Origin of the sequence: Streptomyces sp. NRRL B-1140 (assembly GCF_001280065.1) — a bacterium.
Lineage (GTDB): Bacteria > Actinomycetota > Actinomycetes > Streptomycetales > Streptomycetaceae > Streptomyces.
The window spans coordinates 1-16,252 of sequence record NZ_LGEA01000096.1 but is presented as its reverse complement, the minus strand read 5'-3'; the positions used below and the strand labels follow the sequence as shown (position 1 = coordinate 16,252).

16 protein-coding genes and 1 pseudogene are annotated in these 16,252 nt (G+C 73.5%); 11 read left to right on the top strand and 6 right to left on the bottom strand.

What is annotated here, in order from left to right; translation table 11 throughout:
• Window positions 1-19: 19 nt before the first annotated feature.
• The gene (locus tag ADK65_RS17430; protein WP_199825654.1) at window positions 20-1,291 is read right to left on the bottom strand and encodes a cytochrome P450; all 1,272 of its coding nucleotides are present in this window, start codon (window positions 1,289-1,291) and stop codon (window positions 20-22) included.
• Window positions 1,292-1,481: 190 nt separating this feature from the next.
• Between ADK65_RS17430 and ADK65_RS17425 the strand changes: the two genes are divergently transcribed.
• The 3 genes from ADK65_RS17425 (at window position 1,482) to ADK65_RS17415 (ending at window position 4,529) form a co-directional block, all read left to right on the top strand.
• Window positions 1,482-2,414, top strand: coding sequence for a Rieske 2Fe-2S domain-containing protein (locus ADK65_RS17425; protein WP_053671089.1), 933 nt, complete (start codon window positions 1,482-1,484; stop codon window positions 2,412-2,414).
• Window positions 2,392-2,940, top strand: a complete 549-nt coding sequence (locus ADK65_RS17420; RefSeq protein WP_053671088.1) for a DUF1360 domain-containing protein — start codon at window positions 2,392-2,394, stop codon at window positions 2,938-2,940. Before ADK65_RS17425 ends, ADK65_RS17420 begins: the two co-directional genes overlap by 23 nt.
• 89 nt (window positions 2,941-3,029) lie before the next feature.
• Window positions 3,030-4,529: an APC family permease gene (locus tag ADK65_RS17415; RefSeq protein ID WP_053671087.1), complete on the top strand. Its 1,500-nt coding sequence runs from the start codon at window positions 3,030-3,032 to the stop codon at window positions 4,527-4,529.
• Window positions 4,530-4,621: 92 nt separating this feature from the next.
• On the opposite strand, the gene ADK65_RS17410 is transcribed toward ADK65_RS17415, so the two are convergent.
• Both ADK65_RS17410 and ADK65_RS17405 read right to left on the bottom strand, forming a co-directional pair.
• A complete protein-coding gene (locus tag ADK65_RS17410) occupies window positions 4,622-4,993 on the bottom strand; it encodes a hypothetical protein (protein ID WP_053671086.1) in 372 nt (123 codons plus the stop codon).
• Between the two features lie 62 nt (window positions 4,994-5,055).
• The gene (locus ADK65_RS17405) at window positions 5,056-6,591 is read right to left on the bottom strand and encodes an IucA/IucC family protein (protein WP_078956017.1); all 1,536 of its coding nucleotides are present in this window, start codon (window positions 6,589-6,591) and stop codon (window positions 5,056-5,058) included.
• 101 nt (window positions 6,592-6,692) lie between these two features.
• Here ADK65_RS17405 and ADK65_RS17400 point away from each other — a divergent pair, with 101 nt between their 5' ends.
• From ADK65_RS17400 to ADK65_RS17390, 3 genes are read left to right on the top strand one after another with little or no spacing between them, the layout of a single operon-like run.
• Window positions 6,693-8,186 (top strand): IucA/IucC family protein, encoded by a 1,494-nt coding sequence (locus tag ADK65_RS17400; protein WP_053671085.1) that lies wholly within the window; start codon window positions 6,693-6,695, stop codon window positions 8,184-8,186.
• A 44-nt stretch (window positions 8,187-8,230) separates the two neighbouring features.
• Window positions 8,231-9,496 carry a VWA domain-containing protein gene (locus tag ADK65_RS17395; RefSeq protein WP_053671084.1) on the top strand — a complete coding sequence of 422 codons (1,266 nt, stop codon included), beginning with the start codon at window positions 8,231-8,233 and terminating at the stop codon, window positions 9,494-9,496.
• The gene (locus ADK65_RS17390) at window positions 9,496-10,287 is read left to right on the top strand and encodes a hypothetical protein (RefSeq protein ID WP_053671083.1); all 792 of its coding nucleotides are present in this window, start codon (window positions 9,496-9,498) and stop codon (window positions 10,285-10,287) included. Before ADK65_RS17395 ends, ADK65_RS17390 begins: the two co-directional genes overlap by 1 nt.
• A gap of 72 nt (window positions 10,288-10,359) precedes the next feature.
• Here the strand turns inward: ADK65_RS17390 and ADK65_RS17385 are convergent, their stop codons facing one another.
• Window positions 10,360-10,986, bottom strand: coding sequence for a winged helix-turn-helix transcriptional regulator (locus ADK65_RS17385; protein WP_053671082.1), 627 nt, complete (start codon window positions 10,984-10,986; stop codon window positions 10,360-10,362).
• Window positions 10,987-11,071: 85 nt separating this feature from the next.
• Here ADK65_RS17385 and ADK65_RS17380 point away from each other — a divergent pair, with 85 nt between their 5' ends.
• From ADK65_RS17380 to ADK65_RS17360, 5 genes are all read left to right on the top strand, one after another.
• The gene (locus ADK65_RS17380) at window positions 11,072-12,280 is read left to right on the top strand and encodes a pyridoxal phosphate-dependent aminotransferase (protein ID WP_053671081.1); all 1,209 of its coding nucleotides are present in this window, start codon (window positions 11,072-11,074) and stop codon (window positions 12,278-12,280) included.
• Between the two features lie 141 nt (window positions 12,281-12,421).
• Entirely contained in the window at window positions 12,422-12,985 is a 564-nt protein-coding gene (locus ADK65_RS17375; protein ID WP_053671080.1) for a DUF2243 domain-containing protein, read from the top strand.
• Window positions 12,985-13,833, top strand: coding sequence for a cytochrome c oxidase assembly protein (locus tag ADK65_RS17370; RefSeq protein ID WP_063788026.1), 849 nt, complete (start codon window positions 12,985-12,987; stop codon window positions 13,831-13,833). The genes ADK65_RS17375 and ADK65_RS17370 overlap by 1 nt, the downstream gene beginning before the upstream one ends.
• A 61-nt stretch (window positions 13,834-13,894) precedes the next feature.
• On the top strand, window positions 13,895-14,530 hold the full coding sequence (locus tag ADK65_RS17365; protein WP_053671078.1) for a hypothetical protein: 636 nt from the start codon (window positions 13,895-13,897) through the stop codon (window positions 14,528-14,530).
• 92 nt (window positions 14,531-14,622) lie between these two features.
• A complete protein-coding gene (locus ADK65_RS17360) occupies window positions 14,623-15,048 on the top strand; it encodes an acyl-CoA thioesterase (protein WP_053671077.1) in 426 nt (141 codons plus the stop codon).
• A gap of 44 nt (window positions 15,049-15,092) precedes the next feature.
• Here the strand turns inward: ADK65_RS17360 and ADK65_RS17355 are convergent, their stop codons facing one another.
• Both ADK65_RS17355 and ADK65_RS17350 read right to left on the bottom strand, forming a co-directional pair.
• On the bottom strand, window positions 15,093-15,638 hold the full coding sequence (locus ADK65_RS17355) for a sigma-70 family RNA polymerase sigma factor (protein ID WP_053671076.1): 546 nt from the start codon (window positions 15,636-15,638) through the stop codon (window positions 15,093-15,095).
• Between the two features lie 142 nt (window positions 15,639-15,780).
• Window positions 15,781-16,252, bottom strand: a pseudogene (locus tag ADK65_RS17350) (hypothetical protein); the annotation flags it as partial.

Sequence of the window (16,252 nt, the reverse complement as noted above, 5' to 3'; positions counted from 1 at the left end):
CAGGCGGATCCCGTCGTGCTCAGGGTGCCGGGGACGTGGCCGCGGCGGCGGGTGCGGGCACCCGGACGTCGTCCATGACGAAACCGCTGCGGACCCGGGCCGGCATGCGGTTCAGCGGGATCCGCAGGTCCTGCTCGGGCACCTCGTACTCCAGCCGGGCCAGTCGCGGCACGAGGGCACGCAGCAGCGCGATCGTGACGTCCTCACCGGGGCAGCGGTGGCCGGTGGTCCGGTCGCCGCCGCCCTGGGGGATCAGCTCGTCACCCGCAGGCGGCCGCTCGAGGAAACGCCGCGGTTCGAAGGTGTACGGATCGTCCCAGAGGGCGGGATCGTGGTTCTGCCCGTAGAGGTCGAGCAGGATCAGCGTGCCGGACGGGATCGGCTCGCCGTGCCACTCCAGATCGGTGACGGCCCGGCCGCCGACGAAGGGCGCGAAGGGGTAGAAGCGCCGCAGCTCGTGGGCGAACGCCACGGCGTGGGCGGGGTCGTCGCCGGTCAGGCGTTCCCGCAGCCCGGGCCTGAGGCGCAGCGCGTGTCCGGCGTAGGTGACGAACCAGCACACCGCGACCGTCGGGCGGATGACGTTGAGCAGTTCGACCGCGGCCGTGTGCGGGTCCAGGAGCCGGCCGTCGGCGTCCCGGTGCCGGGCGATCCCCTCCACGGCCGATCCGGCCTGCGCGGAGGCGGTCCCCGCCCGTACCTCCTCGATCAGACGTCCCAGCCAGGCCTCGCAGCGGGCCCGGGCCCGGCGGGCCCGCCAGTGGCGTGGGCCGGCCGTGGCGAAACCGTCGACCATGGCGACGAGGTCCCTGGCCAGTGGCCCGACGTCCTCGACGACCACTCCGGCCCACTGGCACACGCCCCGGGTGAGCACACGGCTCGTCTCGTCGAACAGCACGACCCGGCGGCCGGACCACGACTCCACCGCCTCGTCCCACTCCGCGGCGACGCGGTCCACCAGGCCGGCGACCGCCTCCGCCCCGGTGAGCAGGGACAGGAACATCTCCTTGCGCACGCGGTGGTCCGGGCCGTCCAGGGTGTGCACGGCGCCGTGCCCGAACAGCGTGCTCAGCACCGGCCCGGGCAGCGCCGAGCGGCGCTCCACGTGCCGCTCGTCGTAGAAGAACCGCACCGCCTCGGGGCCGTGCAGGGCGACGACCGGCTGTCCCATGAGCCGGGTGCGCACGAGCGGGGCGGAGGTGCGGCGCCTCCGGTCGGGCAGCCAGGCGTACCCCTTGGCGAGGAGAGCGAGGGAGCTGTCGGCGATCAGTGGACTGCGACCGGGATTCATGGCGCGGCGGGTGCCCGCCGGCCCTGCCGGGAAACGCGGCGCACCGCGCGATGTCCGCCGACGGGGACGGCCGGATCCGCCTGGTTCCCGGCGGGCTGCTGACCAGGAACGCCGCCGCCCACTCCGTTTGCCGCCGGTGGCGGTGGGGACCCGGCGGGGCATGAGCGCAACCCCACCTCGCCGCCGGGTGATGCGGCAGAACCGGGTCCTGTGGCTGCTGGACCGCCTCGAGCGCGAGGCCAGGGCCGATGCGGTGATAGAAACGCTCCGCAGGGGCGTGCGGGCACTGCCCCTGGGACGTGGCCGGGACCTGCTGCACGGCAGGTGGCTGGGGCACCCGGTGCATCCGCTGCTGGTGCAGGTGCCGATCGGAAGCTGGCTGTCGGCGGCGGTCCTGGACCTGCGCCCCGGCCGCTCGCGGGAGTCACGGCTGCTGGTCGGGGTCGGTCTGGGCGCCGCCGCCCCCTCGGCCCTGGCCGGCTGGGTGGACTGGGCGGAGCTGCACCGCCGGCAACAGCGGGTCGGGCTGGTGCACGCCCTGTCCAACACGGCGGCCGTCGGCCTGTACGCCGCCTCGCTCGCCTGCCGCGTCAAGGGGCGCGAGGGGGCGGGCCGGGCGTACGGCTTCCTCGGGCTGACCGCGGTCGGGATCGGCGGCATGCTGGGCGGCCACCTGGCCTACCGGCAGGCCTCCGGCGCGAACCACGCCGAGGAGGTCCCGAACGTCGTCTCCCAGGGCTGGCACCGGATCGGGGCCGTGGCCGAGTTCCCGGCCGGTGAGGCGGTGCGGCGCAGCGTGGACGACGTGCCGGTGCTGGTGGTGCGCGAGACCGGTGGGGCGATCCACGCGCTCGCCGAGCGGTGCAGCCACCTCGCGGGGCCGTTGTCCGAGGGCACCGTCGCCGACGGATGTGTGCGGTGCCCCTGGCACGGCAGCGTCTTCCGGCTCTCCGACGGCTGGAACGTGCGCGGACCGGCCACCGCGCCCCAGCCGTCCTTCGAAACCAGGGTCGCCGACGGCCATGTCGAGGTGCGGTTGCGTCACCAGGACGGCGGGGAACCGGCCGCGCGGAGGAACGGAAGCCGATCGGGGGCTGCCCATGGGCACGGCGACAGGGACTGACAGCCGGCTCGTCGGCCGGCTGCACGGAGCGCTCCGGCGCACCCGCAGGGACTACGCGGCAGGGCACGACCGGCCGCTGGGCGGCTACACCGCGGCCATGGCGGGATTCACTGCGTTCACGGCGGCGTGGAGCACGGTGGTACGGCGCCGCGGGCGCCCGCTGCCGGAGCGGCCCGAGCCCTGGGATGTGGTCCTGACCTCGGTGGCCACCTTCCGGCTCAGCCGGCTGCTCACCAAGGCGTCGGTGACCAGCCCGCTGCGGGCCCCGTTCACCCGGTACGTGGAACCGCAGGGGCCCGCCGAGCTGCACGAGGAGGCCCAGCCCGAGCAGGGCAGGCACACCGTCGGCGAGCTCGCGACCTGCCCGTTCTGCATGAGTGTCTGGGTCGCCTCGGCGCTGACCGCCGGTCAGTTGCTCTGGCCGCGCGCGACCCGCACGGCCATGGGCGCGCTCACCGCCCTGGCGGGGGCGGACACGCTGCAGCTCGCGTACGGAGCACTGCTGGAGAGGACGACCGGCGACTGACCGACATGAAGCCCTGAAGGGACATAAATAACCAAACCCCCTCGAAAGTGCCTGTTGTATGGACCCACATACAACGGGAGCGAGGGAGCATGGCCAAGGACATCACGGACCCGGGCCCACCCCCGGAGGCGAGCCTGAAGCCCGATGCCATCGGGTTCGTCGACGCGCTGGTCATCGGGCTCAACGCGACCTCCCCCGCGTACTCCGTGGCGGCGGTGATCGGTCCCGTCGTGGCGCTGGTCGGCATCTACGCCCCCGGTGTGATGCTCGCGTCGTTCGTGCCCATGCTGCTGATCGCCTCGGCGTTCTACTACCTCAACAAGGTCGACCAGGACTGCGGCACGACGTTCTCCTGGGTCACCCGGGCCATGGGCCCGTGGGCGGGCTGGCTCGGCGGCTGGGCCATCACGATGACGGGCGTGCTGGTCGTCGGGTCGCTCGCGGACGTGGCCGTGACGTTCTTCCTGCTCGCGGTCGGCCTGGACGGCTGGGCCGACAACGACGTGGTCCGTCAGGTGCTGACGGTGCTGCTCATCCTGGTGATGACGGCCGTCTGCGTGATCGGCACCGAGCTGTCGGCCAAGGTGCAGAACGTCCTCATCCTGGCGCAGGTCGCCTGCCTGCTCGCCTTCGCCGTGGTGGCGCTCTACCGCGTCTACGCCGGCACCGGCACCCTCGACGCCGTCGACCCGGAGTTCGGCTGGCTCGACCCGTTCGGAGCGGGCGGGGCGTCACTGACCGCGTCCCTGCTGCTGGGCGTGTTCATCTACTGGGGGTGGGAGTCGGCGGTCAACCTCACCGAGGAGGTCGAGGACTCGGCCACCGCCCCCGGCAAGGCGGCCGTCTGGTCGACGGTGCTGCTGCTGGTGACCTATGTCGCGGTCGCCTTCGCGGTCGTCGCCTACGCGGGCACGGACTACCTCGCCGAGAACGCGTCGGAGGAGGAGTTCATCTTCGCGCTGCTCGCCGAGGAGGCGATGGGCGGCTGGGACTGGGTGGTGCTGCTGGCGGTGTCGACCTCCGCGCTCGCCTCCACCCAGACGACGATCATTCCGGCCTCGCGCACGGGGCTGTCCATGGCACGCCGGCACGCGCTGCCCGCCCACTTCGGCCGCATCCACCCGCGCTTCCGCACCCCCGACGTGAGCACCTGGTGGGTCGCGGGCATCGCCATCGCCTGGTACCTGGTCCTGTTCCACATCAGCGAGAACGCCCTCTTCGACTCCCTCACCGCCCTGTCCTTGCTGATCGCGTTCTACTACGCGCTCACGGGCCTCGCCTGCGCGGTGTACTACCGCCGCCAGCTGACCCGCAGCGCCCGCAATTTCCTCCTGATCGGCCTGGGACCGCTGATCGGTGCGGGGCTGCTGGCGTGGCTGCTGGTGGAGTCGGTGGCGGACATGTCCGATCCCGGCAACTCCTACAGCGGCGTCTCGTGGTTCGGGATCGGTCCCCCGCTCGTCATCGGCATCGGCATCGTCGTCGCGGGCGTGGTCCTCATGGTGGTGTGGCGGCTGCTGGCGCCCGCCTTCTGGTCGGAACACCCGAGCGTGGTCGACCCGGCCCTCGTCGACGGCAAGGAGTCCTGACGCTCCCGGCGACGGAGTCCTGGCACTCCCGGCACGGCGGCCGTGTCACGCGGCCCGTGACCTGAGCCCTGTGTCGCGAGCCGAGCCCTGCTTCACGAACCGCCGGCGGCGCGTTTCTTGTGCGGGCTGAAGACATACAGGTCGAGGATCTCCGGCACCGGCGCGACGCCGGGGCCGCCCGCCCGCACCCAGGAGACGACGTCCTCGGTGGCGGCCGGGTCGTTGACCAGTCCGAGCCACACCGGACGGCCCCCGGCGGCCCGGCCCTCGGCAGACGGCTGGACGACGATCACATTGGCCTGGTCGCACACGTCGAGGCAGTCGGAGACGCGTACCGGCGCCGCCTCGCGCAGGCGCTCGGTCTGGGCGGCGTGATCGACGCCCCTGATCTTGCGGGTGCCGCAGCAGCAGTCCCGGCAGACGACGATGCGGCACGGAAGCCCTGCGTTCGGCGTCGCGGCCATGCCGCCCCTCCCCTCTGTGCGTGTAGTGATGATCATGTCATGGGGGTGCCCGGCCCGGCGGGTCAGGTCCCTTGCCGGAGCGGGTTGGGCAGGGGCCGGTAGCGGGCGTCGGCGCCGTCGGCGCCGGTCCAGCGCAGCAGCAGGTTGGTCTTCGCCGGGAGGGTCGGCGAGGTGAGCAGGGCGGGGATCTCGGGGAGGCCGTGACGGGCGAGTTCGCGCCGGGCGGCGGGCCAGGGGTCGAACTCCGGGTGCCGTTCGGTGAGGGCGCCGGCGATCTCGATGAGGTGATTGACCACCAGGCAGTACACGAGCCGCTCCCAGCCCGCCTGCCGCGTCACGTCCGGCAGCAGCTTGACGCCCTCGGCGTCCCGGTACAGCGCCTGCACCGGCAGCCCGTCGGCGTCCACGGCGACCAGCGTGTTCTGCAGATGCGCCTCGATGACGACCCCGTGCTCGGCGAACGCCGTCAGCGCCGGGGGCACGACCTGGGCCAGGTACGCCGCCCACCAGAGGGCGGGGTCGGCGGCGCGATCGAGCGGGCTGCCGTCGAAGCCCTCGACCAGACCGGCGGCGAGCACCGGGACAGTGCCGGGCAGGAGACGGCCGGTGAAGCCGTCGCGGACGAGGACGGCCAGGGCCTCGAAGGCGAAGCCGGCGGTGCGGTAGCCGCGGTCGCTGAGCCAGGCCGAGGGCCCGTCGAACCTCTCGAAGGCGGCGCGCACGGCCGCGTCCGTCCGGCGCACGGCGAGCAGGTCGTGGCGCCACAGACGACGGATGTCGTTGGTGATGCGCACGTCCAGGCTGAACTTGAGGAAGAGGTCCCGCTCGGGCGTGTAGAGCGTACGGATCGCGGCGGTCGGCCAGGCGTCGGAGGCGGTGGTGCCGAGCCGGATCAGCCGGCCGTCCGCGAAGGCCGCGGCGAGCTCCTGCGCGGCCAGCTCGAGCTGCCAGGGGTGGGCCGGGAGCAGCCGGTAGCCGGGCGGCGCCGTGCCGAGTCCGTCGAGGGCGGAGGTGTCGCCCTCCTCGACGACGGTGTCCTCGCGCAGACCGAGCAGCACCAGCGGGAAGCGGGCGTACGCCTCGGGCGCGTACGGCAGCCAGCGGGCTGTGGGTCCGCCGCCGCGCGCCTTGGGGGCCGGGTGGTGGGTGTGGCCGGTCAGGAGGGCCTGCTCGGAGCGCCGGTAGGTGTCGTCGGGCGGAACGGCCCGGGCCCGGGCGGAGAGCAGGGCGGCCACGGCGTCGCGGCTGTCGAGCATCTCGGCGGGGAGTTCGTGGTTGGACAGCCCGGTGTGCCGGCGCAGTTCCTCGGCGACGAGCTTGACCAGCTCGGTGTGGCCGACGCGGTGCCAGGTTCCGGTGACCTCGATCTCCGGCTCGGCGGGCCGCCGTGTTCCGCGCACCCGCAACAGCCGGCCCGTGCCGGGCAGTCGGTGGACGCGACGGTCGCCCTCCCGGCGCACCGGCCGGGCGACCTCCCGCAGCAGGCAGTTCAGCAGGGGCACGGCGGCGTACGCGTCGGCGAGGGCTCCGGTGGCCGGGTCGTCACCTGGGGCCGAGTCGTCGTCGGCGGGCGGGGGCATGAGGTCCACGCGTTCCACTCGTCCCTATGGTCGTTTCAGCGTGCCGGGCGGAGATGATCAGTATGTCGGTCGTCGCCGTTCCGCTGTGACGCCCCTATTCGTACCCGAGGAGCCCGCCCGTGCACCGTCCCCCCACCGCCGAGGCCGAGGTGGCCGACGAGCTGTCCGTCGTCCGGCCCGGGCTCCTGCCGCGGTACGAGGCCGAACTGCCCGGCGCCCGGGCGGCCGTGCTGTCCCGGCTGTGGCGCGGTCTCGCCCACGAGCCGCTGCCCTGGGTCGCCCGCCGGGAGCAGGCCCGGGACGGTCTGACGCTGTCCCTGTCCGACGGCCGCCGACTGCACGGGCCCCGGCCGGACCCGTACGCGACCGGCGCGTACGTCACCGCCGTACGGCTGGACGAGACGGCGTACACGGATCCGGCGCGGCTGATGACGGACCTCGCCGTACCGCACTCCGCCGCGTTCGCCGCCGAGCTCGGGCACAGCGTCGCGTCGCTGGCGCTGTCCCGGGCGGGGCAGCAGGGGGACCGGGAGGAGTGGCCCGAGAGCGACTGGGAGTGGGAGCAGCGGATCGTCGACGGGCATCCGTTCCATCCGACGTGCCGGTCCCGTCCCGGCTTCTCGGTGGCCGAGCAGCTGGCCTACGGGCCCGAGCACCGGCCTGTCGTGGAGCTGGGGCTGGTGCCGGTGCGGGCGCAGGAGTGCCTGGTGAGCGGCGTGTGGCCGGACGAGCTGCGGGACGGCGGGCGGGTGGTGCTTCCGGTGCATCCGTGGCAGGCGGCGCACGTGCTGAAGCGGACGTGCGAGGAGCGGCGCCCGGCGCATCCGCTGATGTCGCTGCGGACGCTGGCCGTGCCCGGCGGGCCGCAGGTGAAGACCTCGCTGAGCGCCCGGCTGACGTCCTCGGTGCGGGACATCTCCCTGCCCTCGGTCGCCGCCTCCGCGACGCTGTCGGACTTCGCCGCGACGCCGGCGGAACGTTCGGACGGCCTGCTGCACATCACCCGCACCCTGGGCGCGGCGGCCGCGGGGTCCCCCGACCTCGCCGCCGTCCTGCGGGAGTCGCCGCAGGCGTACGCGGGCAGCGGCGAGCGGGTCCTGCCGGTGGCGGCGCTGGCGACCACCGGCCTCCCCCACTCCCCCGCCTGGCTGGCCGGTTTCGCACGGCTCACGCTCACGGTCGGGCTGCGGCTGCTGGAGCTGGGCGTGGCTCTGGAGGCGCACGGCCAGAACCTCCTGGTAGTCCTCTCGGCGGCGGGCGACCCGGTGCGGCTGGTCTACCGCGACCTGGCCGACATCCGGGTCAGCCCGGCCCGCCTGGCCCGGCACGGCATCGAGGTGCCCGAGCTGCCGGCCCGGATGGTCACGGACGACGAACGCGCGCTGCGCCGCAAGCTGTTCGGCTCGCTCGTGGCGGGCGCGCTGGCCGGCACGGCCGGGTCGGGTCCGGCGCTCGGCGCGGCGCTGGAGACGGCCGTACGGGACCTGCCGCGCACCCCGGATCTCGCGGCACTGTGCGCCGATCCGCTGCCCTCGAAGGCGCTGACGCTGATGCGGCTCTCGCCGCGGACGCCCGGGGACCAGTGGGCGGAACTGCCCAACCCCCTGCGGTGAAACCCGTTTTGGAACCGGAGCGGGGTGATCAATAGGATCCGGCGATGATCACAAGAACACGGCTGGCGGCGGGGGTCTGTGCCCTGCTCGCCGCGCTGACGGCCGGGCTCGCCTTCCCGGCCGGGGCGGCCGCCGGCGAACCCACGGGCCAGGACGCCCCCAAGGTCGACCTCGTCCTCGACGTGAGCGGCTCGATGCGGGCGCGGGACATCGACGGCCAGTCGCGGATGGCCGCCGCGAAGCAGGCGTTCAACGAGGTGCTCGACGCTACGCCCGAGGAGGTCGAACTCGGCATCCGCACCCTGGGCGCGAACTACCCCGGGGACGACCGCAGGACGGGCTGCAAGGACACCGCGCAGCTCTATCCGGTCGGCCCGCTCGACCGCACCGAGGCCAAGACGGCCGTCGCCACCCTCACCCCGACGGGCTGGACGCCGATCGGCCCGGCCCTGCTGAAGGCGGCCGGTGACCTGGACGGCGGCGACGGCTCCAAGCGCATCGTGCTGATCAGCGACGGCGAGGACACCTGCGCCCCGCTCGACCCGTGCGAGGTGGCCCGCGAGATCGCCGCCAAGGGGATCGGCCTGACCATCGACACCCTGGGCCTGGTGCCGACGGCCAAGCTGAGCCGGCAGCTGAGCTGCATCGCCGAGGCCACCGGCGGCACCTACACCTCGGTCGAGCATCAGGACGAACTCACCGACCGGGTCAACCAGCTGGTGGACCGGGCGGCCGATCCGGTGGTGACGCCGGTGCCGGCCGAGGGGGCCGACCGGTGCGCCGGGGCGCCGACGCTGAAGTCGGGTCTGTACACCGACCGCGAGGAGTTCGGGCAGCAGCGCTGGTACCGGGTGGACGTTCCGCCGGGCAAGGAGCTGCGCGCCTCGGTGAGCGTCGCGGCGGACCGGGCGGTGAACCCCGGCTACGGCGTGCTGATGCGTGCGGTCACGTCGAAGGGCCGCGAGATCGTGCGCGGCGAGGCGGCGGGCAACGGCCGCACCGACGTGCTCTCGACGGGGCTGCGCTACCCGAAGGCCGAGAGCGACGAGGAGGACGCCCCCGCCGAGGCGGTCTGCCTCGCGGTCTCGCACTCCTTCTCGGCGGCCTCCGGCGTGAAGACCACCCCCGGTCTGCCACTGGAGCTGACGGTGGACGTCGTGGACGCCCCGGACCAGGCGGGCGACGTGGCCGCCTTCGGCCTCGGCCGCGGCTGGTGGCTGCTCGGCGTGCTGATCCTCACCGGCTTCCTCGCCGGTGTCGTCTGGGGCTGGCTGTCGCGCTGGCGGATCGCGGTCTGGAGGACCAACTGATGCGATGGGTACGAGCGTTGAGCGCGGCGTTGCTGACCCTGGGCGTGGCGGCCGGCCCGGCCGCGGCCGACGCCTCGCCGAGCCCCTCGCAGGAGGAGTCGTCGGCTCCCACGCAGGCCGGTACGTCATTCCGTACGGCGACGGAGATCGAACAGGGGCAGCGGGCCACGGCGAGCGGCTCCACGGGTGACTACCTGTACTGGTCGTTCCCCGCGGACACCGGACAGCGGCCCACGGTCCGGGCGACGGTGAAACTGCCGGAGACCCACGCCTCCCAGACCTGGCAGATCGACGTCTACGACGGTCTGCGCCGCCGTCAGGCCTGTCAGTACGGGGCGCAGACGCGCACCGCGGGGGCGGACACGTCCTCCGTGGAGCTGGCCTGTGTGCTGCGCACGGTCCGGGCCTGGTCGGAGCAGTGGGCGAACGACCCGCTGCCGGGCACCTACTACGTCCGGCTGACGGCCACCGGCGTCGCCACCGCCGACCTCGGCCTCCCCGTGAGCACGGCGATACAGGTGGACTCCGCGGACATCGGCGGATCCGCGGCGGTGGACGGCTCGCTCGCCGAGCCGCTGGTGCCGGGGATCGCCTCGAAACCCGAGGAGGAGCAGGAGGACGCGGCGGTGCTGGCCGGTCTCGAACCCGAGGACGGCTGGGCGTCCGGCTGGTGGTCGGACCGGTGGGTGTGGACCGCGGCCGGCGGGATCCTGGCCGCCCTGGCGGGGGTGGGCGGCTACGCGCTGACGCGCGGGGCGGGCCGGCCGTCCCGGGTACCGCCGGGCGCCTGACCGGTCTCACCTGACCGGTCCTCACCCGGCCGATTCGCTGAAACAGAAGGCCCGCTGCCCGCGGGCCTTCTTTCATGCCGTGCGCAGCGCCTTGGCGAGCGTGCCCTCGCCGCTCACCTCGACCCGTCCCTCGCGCACGGCCCGGGCGATGCTCAGCTCCCCGCGGCCGATGGCCGTGCAGGTGCCGGTGTCCAGCACCAGCCGGGCGTCCGGCTCCGCGGGGGCGGGCCCGTCGCCGTACACGGGCCCGTCCTCGCCACCCGCGTACAGGTGGAACAGGCCTTCCTCCAGGCGGACCTCGACGAGTCCCTCGCCGTCCAGCAGACGCAGCAGGGGCAGCGCGAACCAGTGCGCCCGGACCGCGTCCGTCGCCCGGCGCTCCCCCAGTTCGGCCTGCCCCCACTCCCCCAGCGCCTGCAGCACTGGCAGCAACCGCCGTCCCCGCGCCGTCAGTTCATAGACGAAGGCCGCCCCGGGCGGTGGCAGCCGGCGCCGGGTGGCGAGGCCGTCGCGCTCCATGTCCTTCAGCCGCGAGGCGAGGACGTCGGTACTGACGCCGGGCAGATCCGCGTGCAGGTCGGTGTAGCGGCGCGGGCCGGCGAGCAGCTCCCGGACGATCAGCAGGGTCCAGCGGTCACCGACGACATCGAGCGCGCGGGCGGCGGAGCAGTACTGGTCGTAGCTTCGGCGAGGTGGCATGCGACGCAGTCTAGACAAGTTGTTGGACTTTCCAAGCGCGTACTTGGTAAAACCAAGCAACACGATCGGCAGAGGAGAGCGGCGCATGGAGTTCCGGCAGTCGAGCAAGCTCAGCGAGGTCTGTTACGAGATCCGCGGCCCGGTCATCGAGCACGCCGACGCGCTGGAGGAGGCGGGGCACAGCGTGCTGCGCCTGAACACCGGCAATCCGGCGCTCTTCGGGTTCGAGGCACCGGACGAGATCCTCCAGGACATGATCCGGATGCTGCCGCAGGCGCACGGCTACACCGACTCGCGCGGCATCCTGTCCGCCCGCCGGGCCGTGGCCCAGCGCTACCAGACGCTCGGCCTGGAGGTCGGCGTCGACGACGTCTTCCTCGGCAACGGCGTCTCGGAACTGGTGTCGATGGCCGTCCAGGCGCTCATCGAGGACGGCGACGAGATCCTCGTCCCCGCCCCGGACTTCCCGCTCTGGACGGCGGTGACCACCCTCGCGGGCGGCAAGGCGGTCCACTACCTGTGCGACGAGCAGGCCGACTGGTACCCCGACCTCGACGACATGGCGTCGAAGATCACCGACCGGACGAAGGCGGTCGTGATCATCAACCCGAACAACCCCACCGGCGCGGTCTACCCCAAGGAGATCGTCGAGGGCATCCTCGACCTCGCCCGGCGGCACGGCCTCATGGTCTTCGCCGACGAGATCTACGACCAGATCCTCTACGACGACGCCGTGCACCACTCGGCCGCCGCGCTCGCCCCCGACCTGGTGGTCCTCACCTTCTGCGGGCTGTCCAAGACCTACCGCGTGGCGGGCTTCCGCTCCGGCTGGCTGGTGGTCACCGGGCCGCGGCAGCACGCCAAGGACTACCTGGAGGGCCTCACCATGCTGGCCTCCATGCGGTTGTGCGCCAACGCGCCCGCGCAGTACGCCATCCAGGCCGCGCTCGGCGGCCGGCAGTCCATCCGCGAGCTCACCGCACCGGGCGGGCGGCTGCTGGAGCAGCGGGACGTGGCCTGGCGGATGCTCAACGAGATCCCGGGCGTGACGTGCGTGAAGCCGAAGGGCGCGCTGTACGCCTTCCCGCGCCTGGACCCCAAGGTGCACCGGATCCACGACGACGAGCGGTTCGTGCTGGACCTGCTGCTGCGGGAGAAGATCCAGGTCGTCCAGGGCACGGGCTTCAACTGGCCGTCACCGGACCACTTCCGCATCCTCACCCTGCCGCACGCGGAGGACCTGGAGGCGGCGATCGGCCGGATCGGGCGGTTCCTCGGCGGGTACCGGCAGTAGGCGCCGAGCGATTCCCGGACATGCGTGGGGACGGCCGGAAAGGGGCTTTGAGCCGGACGGAGGCCGGGCGCAGGGCGTGAGCGCCGCGCATGAGGGAACGTCGTCTTCGGTCCTTCCCCCAGGCAGGAGCGGAGACGAGTGATGGCCACCACGCAAGGTGAAGCCCGGGTCGGCGCCGTACGACCGGCGGACCTCAAGCTGCCGGGCATCGTGCTCGGGGTCGGGATGGGCGGGTTCGCCGACGGCATCCTGCTGCACCAGCTGCTGCGGTGGCACCACATGCTCTCCAGCACCGACCAGGACCGCATCGGGGTGAAGTACTACAACCCCCACACCGTCTCCGGGCTGGAGATGAACACCCTGTGGGACGGTGTCTTCCACACCGTGTGCTGGCTCGCGGTCCTGCTCGGGCTCGCCGTGCTGTACGCGCGGGTCACCCACGACCGGCGGCGCGTGTGGACCTCCCGGGTGCTGTGGGGCTGGATGCTCGTCGGCTGGGGCCTGTTCAACCTCGTGGAAGGCGTACTGGACCACCACGTCCTCGGCATCCACCACGTCCACGCCGGCGAGGGCCAGGTCTGGTGGGACATCGGCTTCCTCGTCCTGGGCGCCCTGCTGGTCGCCGGCGGCCACCTGCTCCAGCGCGGCGGCCGGCCCTTCGAGCCCGGTGCGGCGGCCGGCCGCCGTGAAGGCCGGCAGGACTGATGGGCCACCATCCGCATGAGCACGGGCACACCGCGGGCGGCGGCACCCCGGACTGGCTGCCCCCCGCACTCCTGCTGCTCGCCGCAGCCGGTGCCTACCTGCTGCTCGCCCGACGGGCACGCCACCGCAATCCGGCCCTCGGCTGGAGCCGGTGGCGGACCGGCTGGTTCCTGGGCGGCATCCTCCTGCTCGGCGTGGCGCTGCTGCCGCCCGTGGCCCCCTACGCCCACCAGGACTTCCGCGGGCACATGGCCCAGCACCTTCTCATCGGCATGTACGCGCCGCTCGCCCTCGTCCTCGCCGCCCCCGTCACGCTCCTGCTGCGCACCCTGCCCGCCTCTCGGGCCCGGCGCCTGACCGCGGTGCTGCACAGTCCGCCCGCCCGTGTGCTCGCCCACCCGTCGGTCTCCCTGGTGCTCTCCGCGGGCGGCCTCGCGGTGCTGTACTTCACCCCCCTGTACAACGCGACCGCGACCGATCCGACGGCGCACTGGCTGCTGCACGCGCACTTCCTGCTGTCCGGGTGCCTGTTCGCCTACGCCATCGCCGGCCCGGACCCGGCCCCCGCCCGGCCGGGGGTCAGGGCCCGGCTGGTCTACCTCGGCGTCGCCATCGCGGCGCACGCGGTGATCTCACAGTTGATGTACGGCGGCTTCTGGGTCGACGTCCACGCGCCGGTCGACCAGGTGCGGGGCGGCGCGGAGGTCATGTACTACGGCGGCGACCTGGCCGAGCTGCTGCTGGCCGGCGCGTTGGTCGCCACGTGGCGTCCCGAGCCCAGGCGGGCGGCGGGCCGCGGTGCGGGGCGGGGAGTCGTCCCGGCCGGGAATGTCAGTGCCGGGCCGTAACCTTCGAGCGGGTGGGGCGTGAAGCCCCGGGGGGCTGCCCGAGGCCGGAGAGGAGTACGCCGTGACCCGTCCGCCGACCGTCGCACAGCAGCGTGTCATCGATGCCGCCGACCCTGTCACCGGGCGGCTCCGCGGCACGGAGTCGCAGCTCACGGCGCTGGTGAAGCGGGGTCTCGCCTTCCGCCACCCCCGGCCGCCACACGATCACTTCCTGACGCCGGAGGGGCACCGGGTGCGGCAGGGCATCACGCAGGCGCCCGAGGCGGTGGGGGCCGCGCAGGCTCCCGCGTCGGCGGGCGTGTTCGCCGCACGCGTCGGCGGTGAGGAGGCCGCTCCGCAGGCCGGTCCCGCCCGGCGCCGTGAGGTGCACAGCGCCTGGCAGGGGCTGGTGGAGCTGCGTCGGATGACCAACCCGGGCGGGGACACCGACCGGCCGTGCGGCTGGGAGCGTACGCACCTGGTGCGGGCGGCGGCCCTTGCCCTGGAGGCGGCCGGGCACACTCCGGCGGGGCGGGAGGGCGGGGGGTATCGCGTACGGGAGACCCCGCAGCCGGAAGCGGTCGCCGTCCACGAGGCGGACGGCGAGGCGCTGCGGGCCTGCGCGGCCACCCTGGAAAGGGCAGGCTGGCAGGTGAGCGAGCACCGCGAGCCGCGCACCGGGAGCCGGTATCTGCTGGCCTCGCCGCGCCGGGCGTGACGGGCATGCCAGGATCAGTGGATCGTTGCGCAGCGCACGAGAGTCCGGTGTGCGTGTCCGGTGTGAGAGATCCGGCGCGAGAAGGGAAAGCCGTGAGCGAGCCGTTTTCCGTCCCAGTGACCGTCCGTGGCTACGAGACGGACGTGCAGGGACACCTCAACCAGGCGGTCTATCTGAACTACGCGGAGCACGCCCGCTGGTCCTTGCTCAGGGCCGGGGGTATCAGCCAGTCCGCCCTCATCGGCAGCGGCGTGGGCCCGGTCGCGCTGGAGACGACCATCCGCTACAAACGCGAGCTGCTCGCGGGCGACGAGGTCGAGGTGACCTGTGCCTTCGAGTGGAGCGGCGGCAAGACGTTCCGGATCGAGCAGAGCGTGGTGAAGGCCGACGGCACGGTGGCCGCGGAGATCACGGCGGTCGGCGGGATCCTGGACCTGGAGCAGCGCAGGCTGGTCGCCGACCCCGCGGCGGTCTTCAGGAAGCTGGCCTCGGACCCGGGGTTGTTCGGGCTGTCGTAGGGCCGTGGCCGGATCCCCGGCGGGTGCTCGTGCGGTGCGTCCGGTCAGTGCACACCGCGCTCCGCCAGGGCCGCTCTGAGGCTGCGCAGGGCGTAGTAGACGCGGGACTTCACCGTGCCCTGGGGGACGCCCAGCGCGGTGGCGGCCTGGTGTGTGGTGCGGTCGGCGAAGAAGGTGGCCTCCAGGGCCTCGCGGTGTGCCGGTGTCAGGGCCCGCAGGGCGTCGTGCAGGACGATGGACGACAGCATGCGTTCGATGTCGTCGGCGTCGGTGCCCAGTTCGGTCAGCCAGTCGGCGCCGCCTATCTCCTGCGGGCGGGCCGTCTTCGTCCGGTGTGCGTCGATCACGATGTTGCGGGCGATGCGGAACATCCAGGGGCGTACGGCCATGCCCTCGCCGTCGGCGAGCGTCTGCTTGTTCCAGCAGCGCAGCAGGGTCTCCTGAAGTACGTCCTCCGTGCGGTGGGTGTCCCCGCCCAGCAAGCGCAGCACGTACGCGTAGAGGGCGGGGCCGTGCTCCAGATAGAGGTCCCGCAACGCCCGTTCCTCGGGCGACACCGCGCTCGCGGACCCGATCACCGTCACGTTCATGGTGTGCTCCTGCTCCTGTGTCCTTGGGGGGCCCGCCCAGCCGCGGCGGCTGGAAGCGGGGCCTCCGGTGGAACGGAGTGTGGTCAGGGGCGTTCCACGCTCGTTTGACGCTCGGTCCACGGCTCGTACATCGCCCGTCCGGTCACACGCGGGCCGACAGGGACTCCACCTGGGCGCGCACCCGGCGGGCCAGTCGTTCGTCCGCCGGCGCGAGGCGGCCGGCGCCGCGCAACCGGTCCCACATGTGCAGCAGTTCGCTGCCGTGGACGACCACCGCCGTACCGTCCTCCAGGCGCTGCCAGGCGGCCGCCGCCCGTGCGATCGCCCCAGGGGCGCCGGGGGCACCGGCGCCGCACAGGATGCGGGCCACCGAGAGGGCCAGGACGGTCGCCTCCCTGTGGTCTCCGCGCAGGTGTGCCAGGTACGCCTCCATGGCCCGTGCCTCCAGCGCGTCCGGGTGTTCCGTGCCGGCCGACCGGGTCAGCTCCTCGCGCAGGGCGGTCGCCGCAGCGGACGCCTCCTCGATCCGGCCCGTGGCCGTCAGCGCGTTGATGTGCGCGACCCTGGCGGCGAGTTCCGGCGGGAGAGGGCGGGACGGCTGTGGGGGCGGGGCG

Coding starts and splice junctions, on each gene's coding strand:
- ADK65_RS17430 (WP_199825654.1), bottom strand. CDS start 1,291: ATGAATCCCGGTCGCAGTCCACTGATCGCCGACAGCTCCCTCGCTCTC.
- ADK65_RS17425 (WP_053671089.1), top strand. CDS start 1,482: ATGCGGCAGAACCGGGTCCTGTGGCTGCTGGACCGCCTCGAGCGCGAG.
- ADK65_RS17420 (WP_053671088.1), top strand. CDS start 2,392: ATGGGCACGGCGACAGGGACTGACAGCCGGCTCGTCGGCCGGCTGCAC.
- ADK65_RS17415 (WP_053671087.1), top strand. CDS start 3,030: ATGGCCAAGGACATCACGGACCCGGGCCCACCCCCGGAGGCGAGCCTG.
- ADK65_RS17410 (WP_053671086.1), bottom strand. CDS start 4,993: ATGGCCGCGACGCCGAACGCAGGGCTTCCGTGCCGCATCGTCGTCTGC.
- ADK65_RS17395 (WP_053671084.1), top strand. CDS start 8,231: ATGATCACAAGAACACGGCTGGCGGCGGGGGTCTGTGCCCTGCTCGCC.
- ADK65_RS17390 (WP_053671083.1), top strand. CDS start 9,496: ATGCGATGGGTACGAGCGTTGAGCGCGGCGTTGCTGACCCTGGGCGTG.
- ADK65_RS17385 (WP_053671082.1), bottom strand. CDS start 10,986: ATGCCACCTCGCCGAAGCTACGACCAGTACTGCTCCGCCGCCCGCGCG.
- ADK65_RS17380 (WP_053671081.1), top strand. CDS start 11,072: ATGGAGTTCCGGCAGTCGAGCAAGCTCAGCGAGGTCTGTTACGAGATC.
- ADK65_RS17375 (WP_053671080.1), top strand. CDS start 12,422: ATGGCCACCACGCAAGGTGAAGCCCGGGTCGGCGCCGTACGACCGGCG.
- ADK65_RS17370 (WP_063788026.1), top strand. CDS start 12,985: ATGGGCCACCATCCGCATGAGCACGGGCACACCGCGGGCGGCGGCACC.
- ADK65_RS17355 (WP_053671076.1), bottom strand. CDS start 15,638: ATGAACGTGACGGTGATCGGGTCCGCGAGCGCGGTGTCGCCCGAGGAA.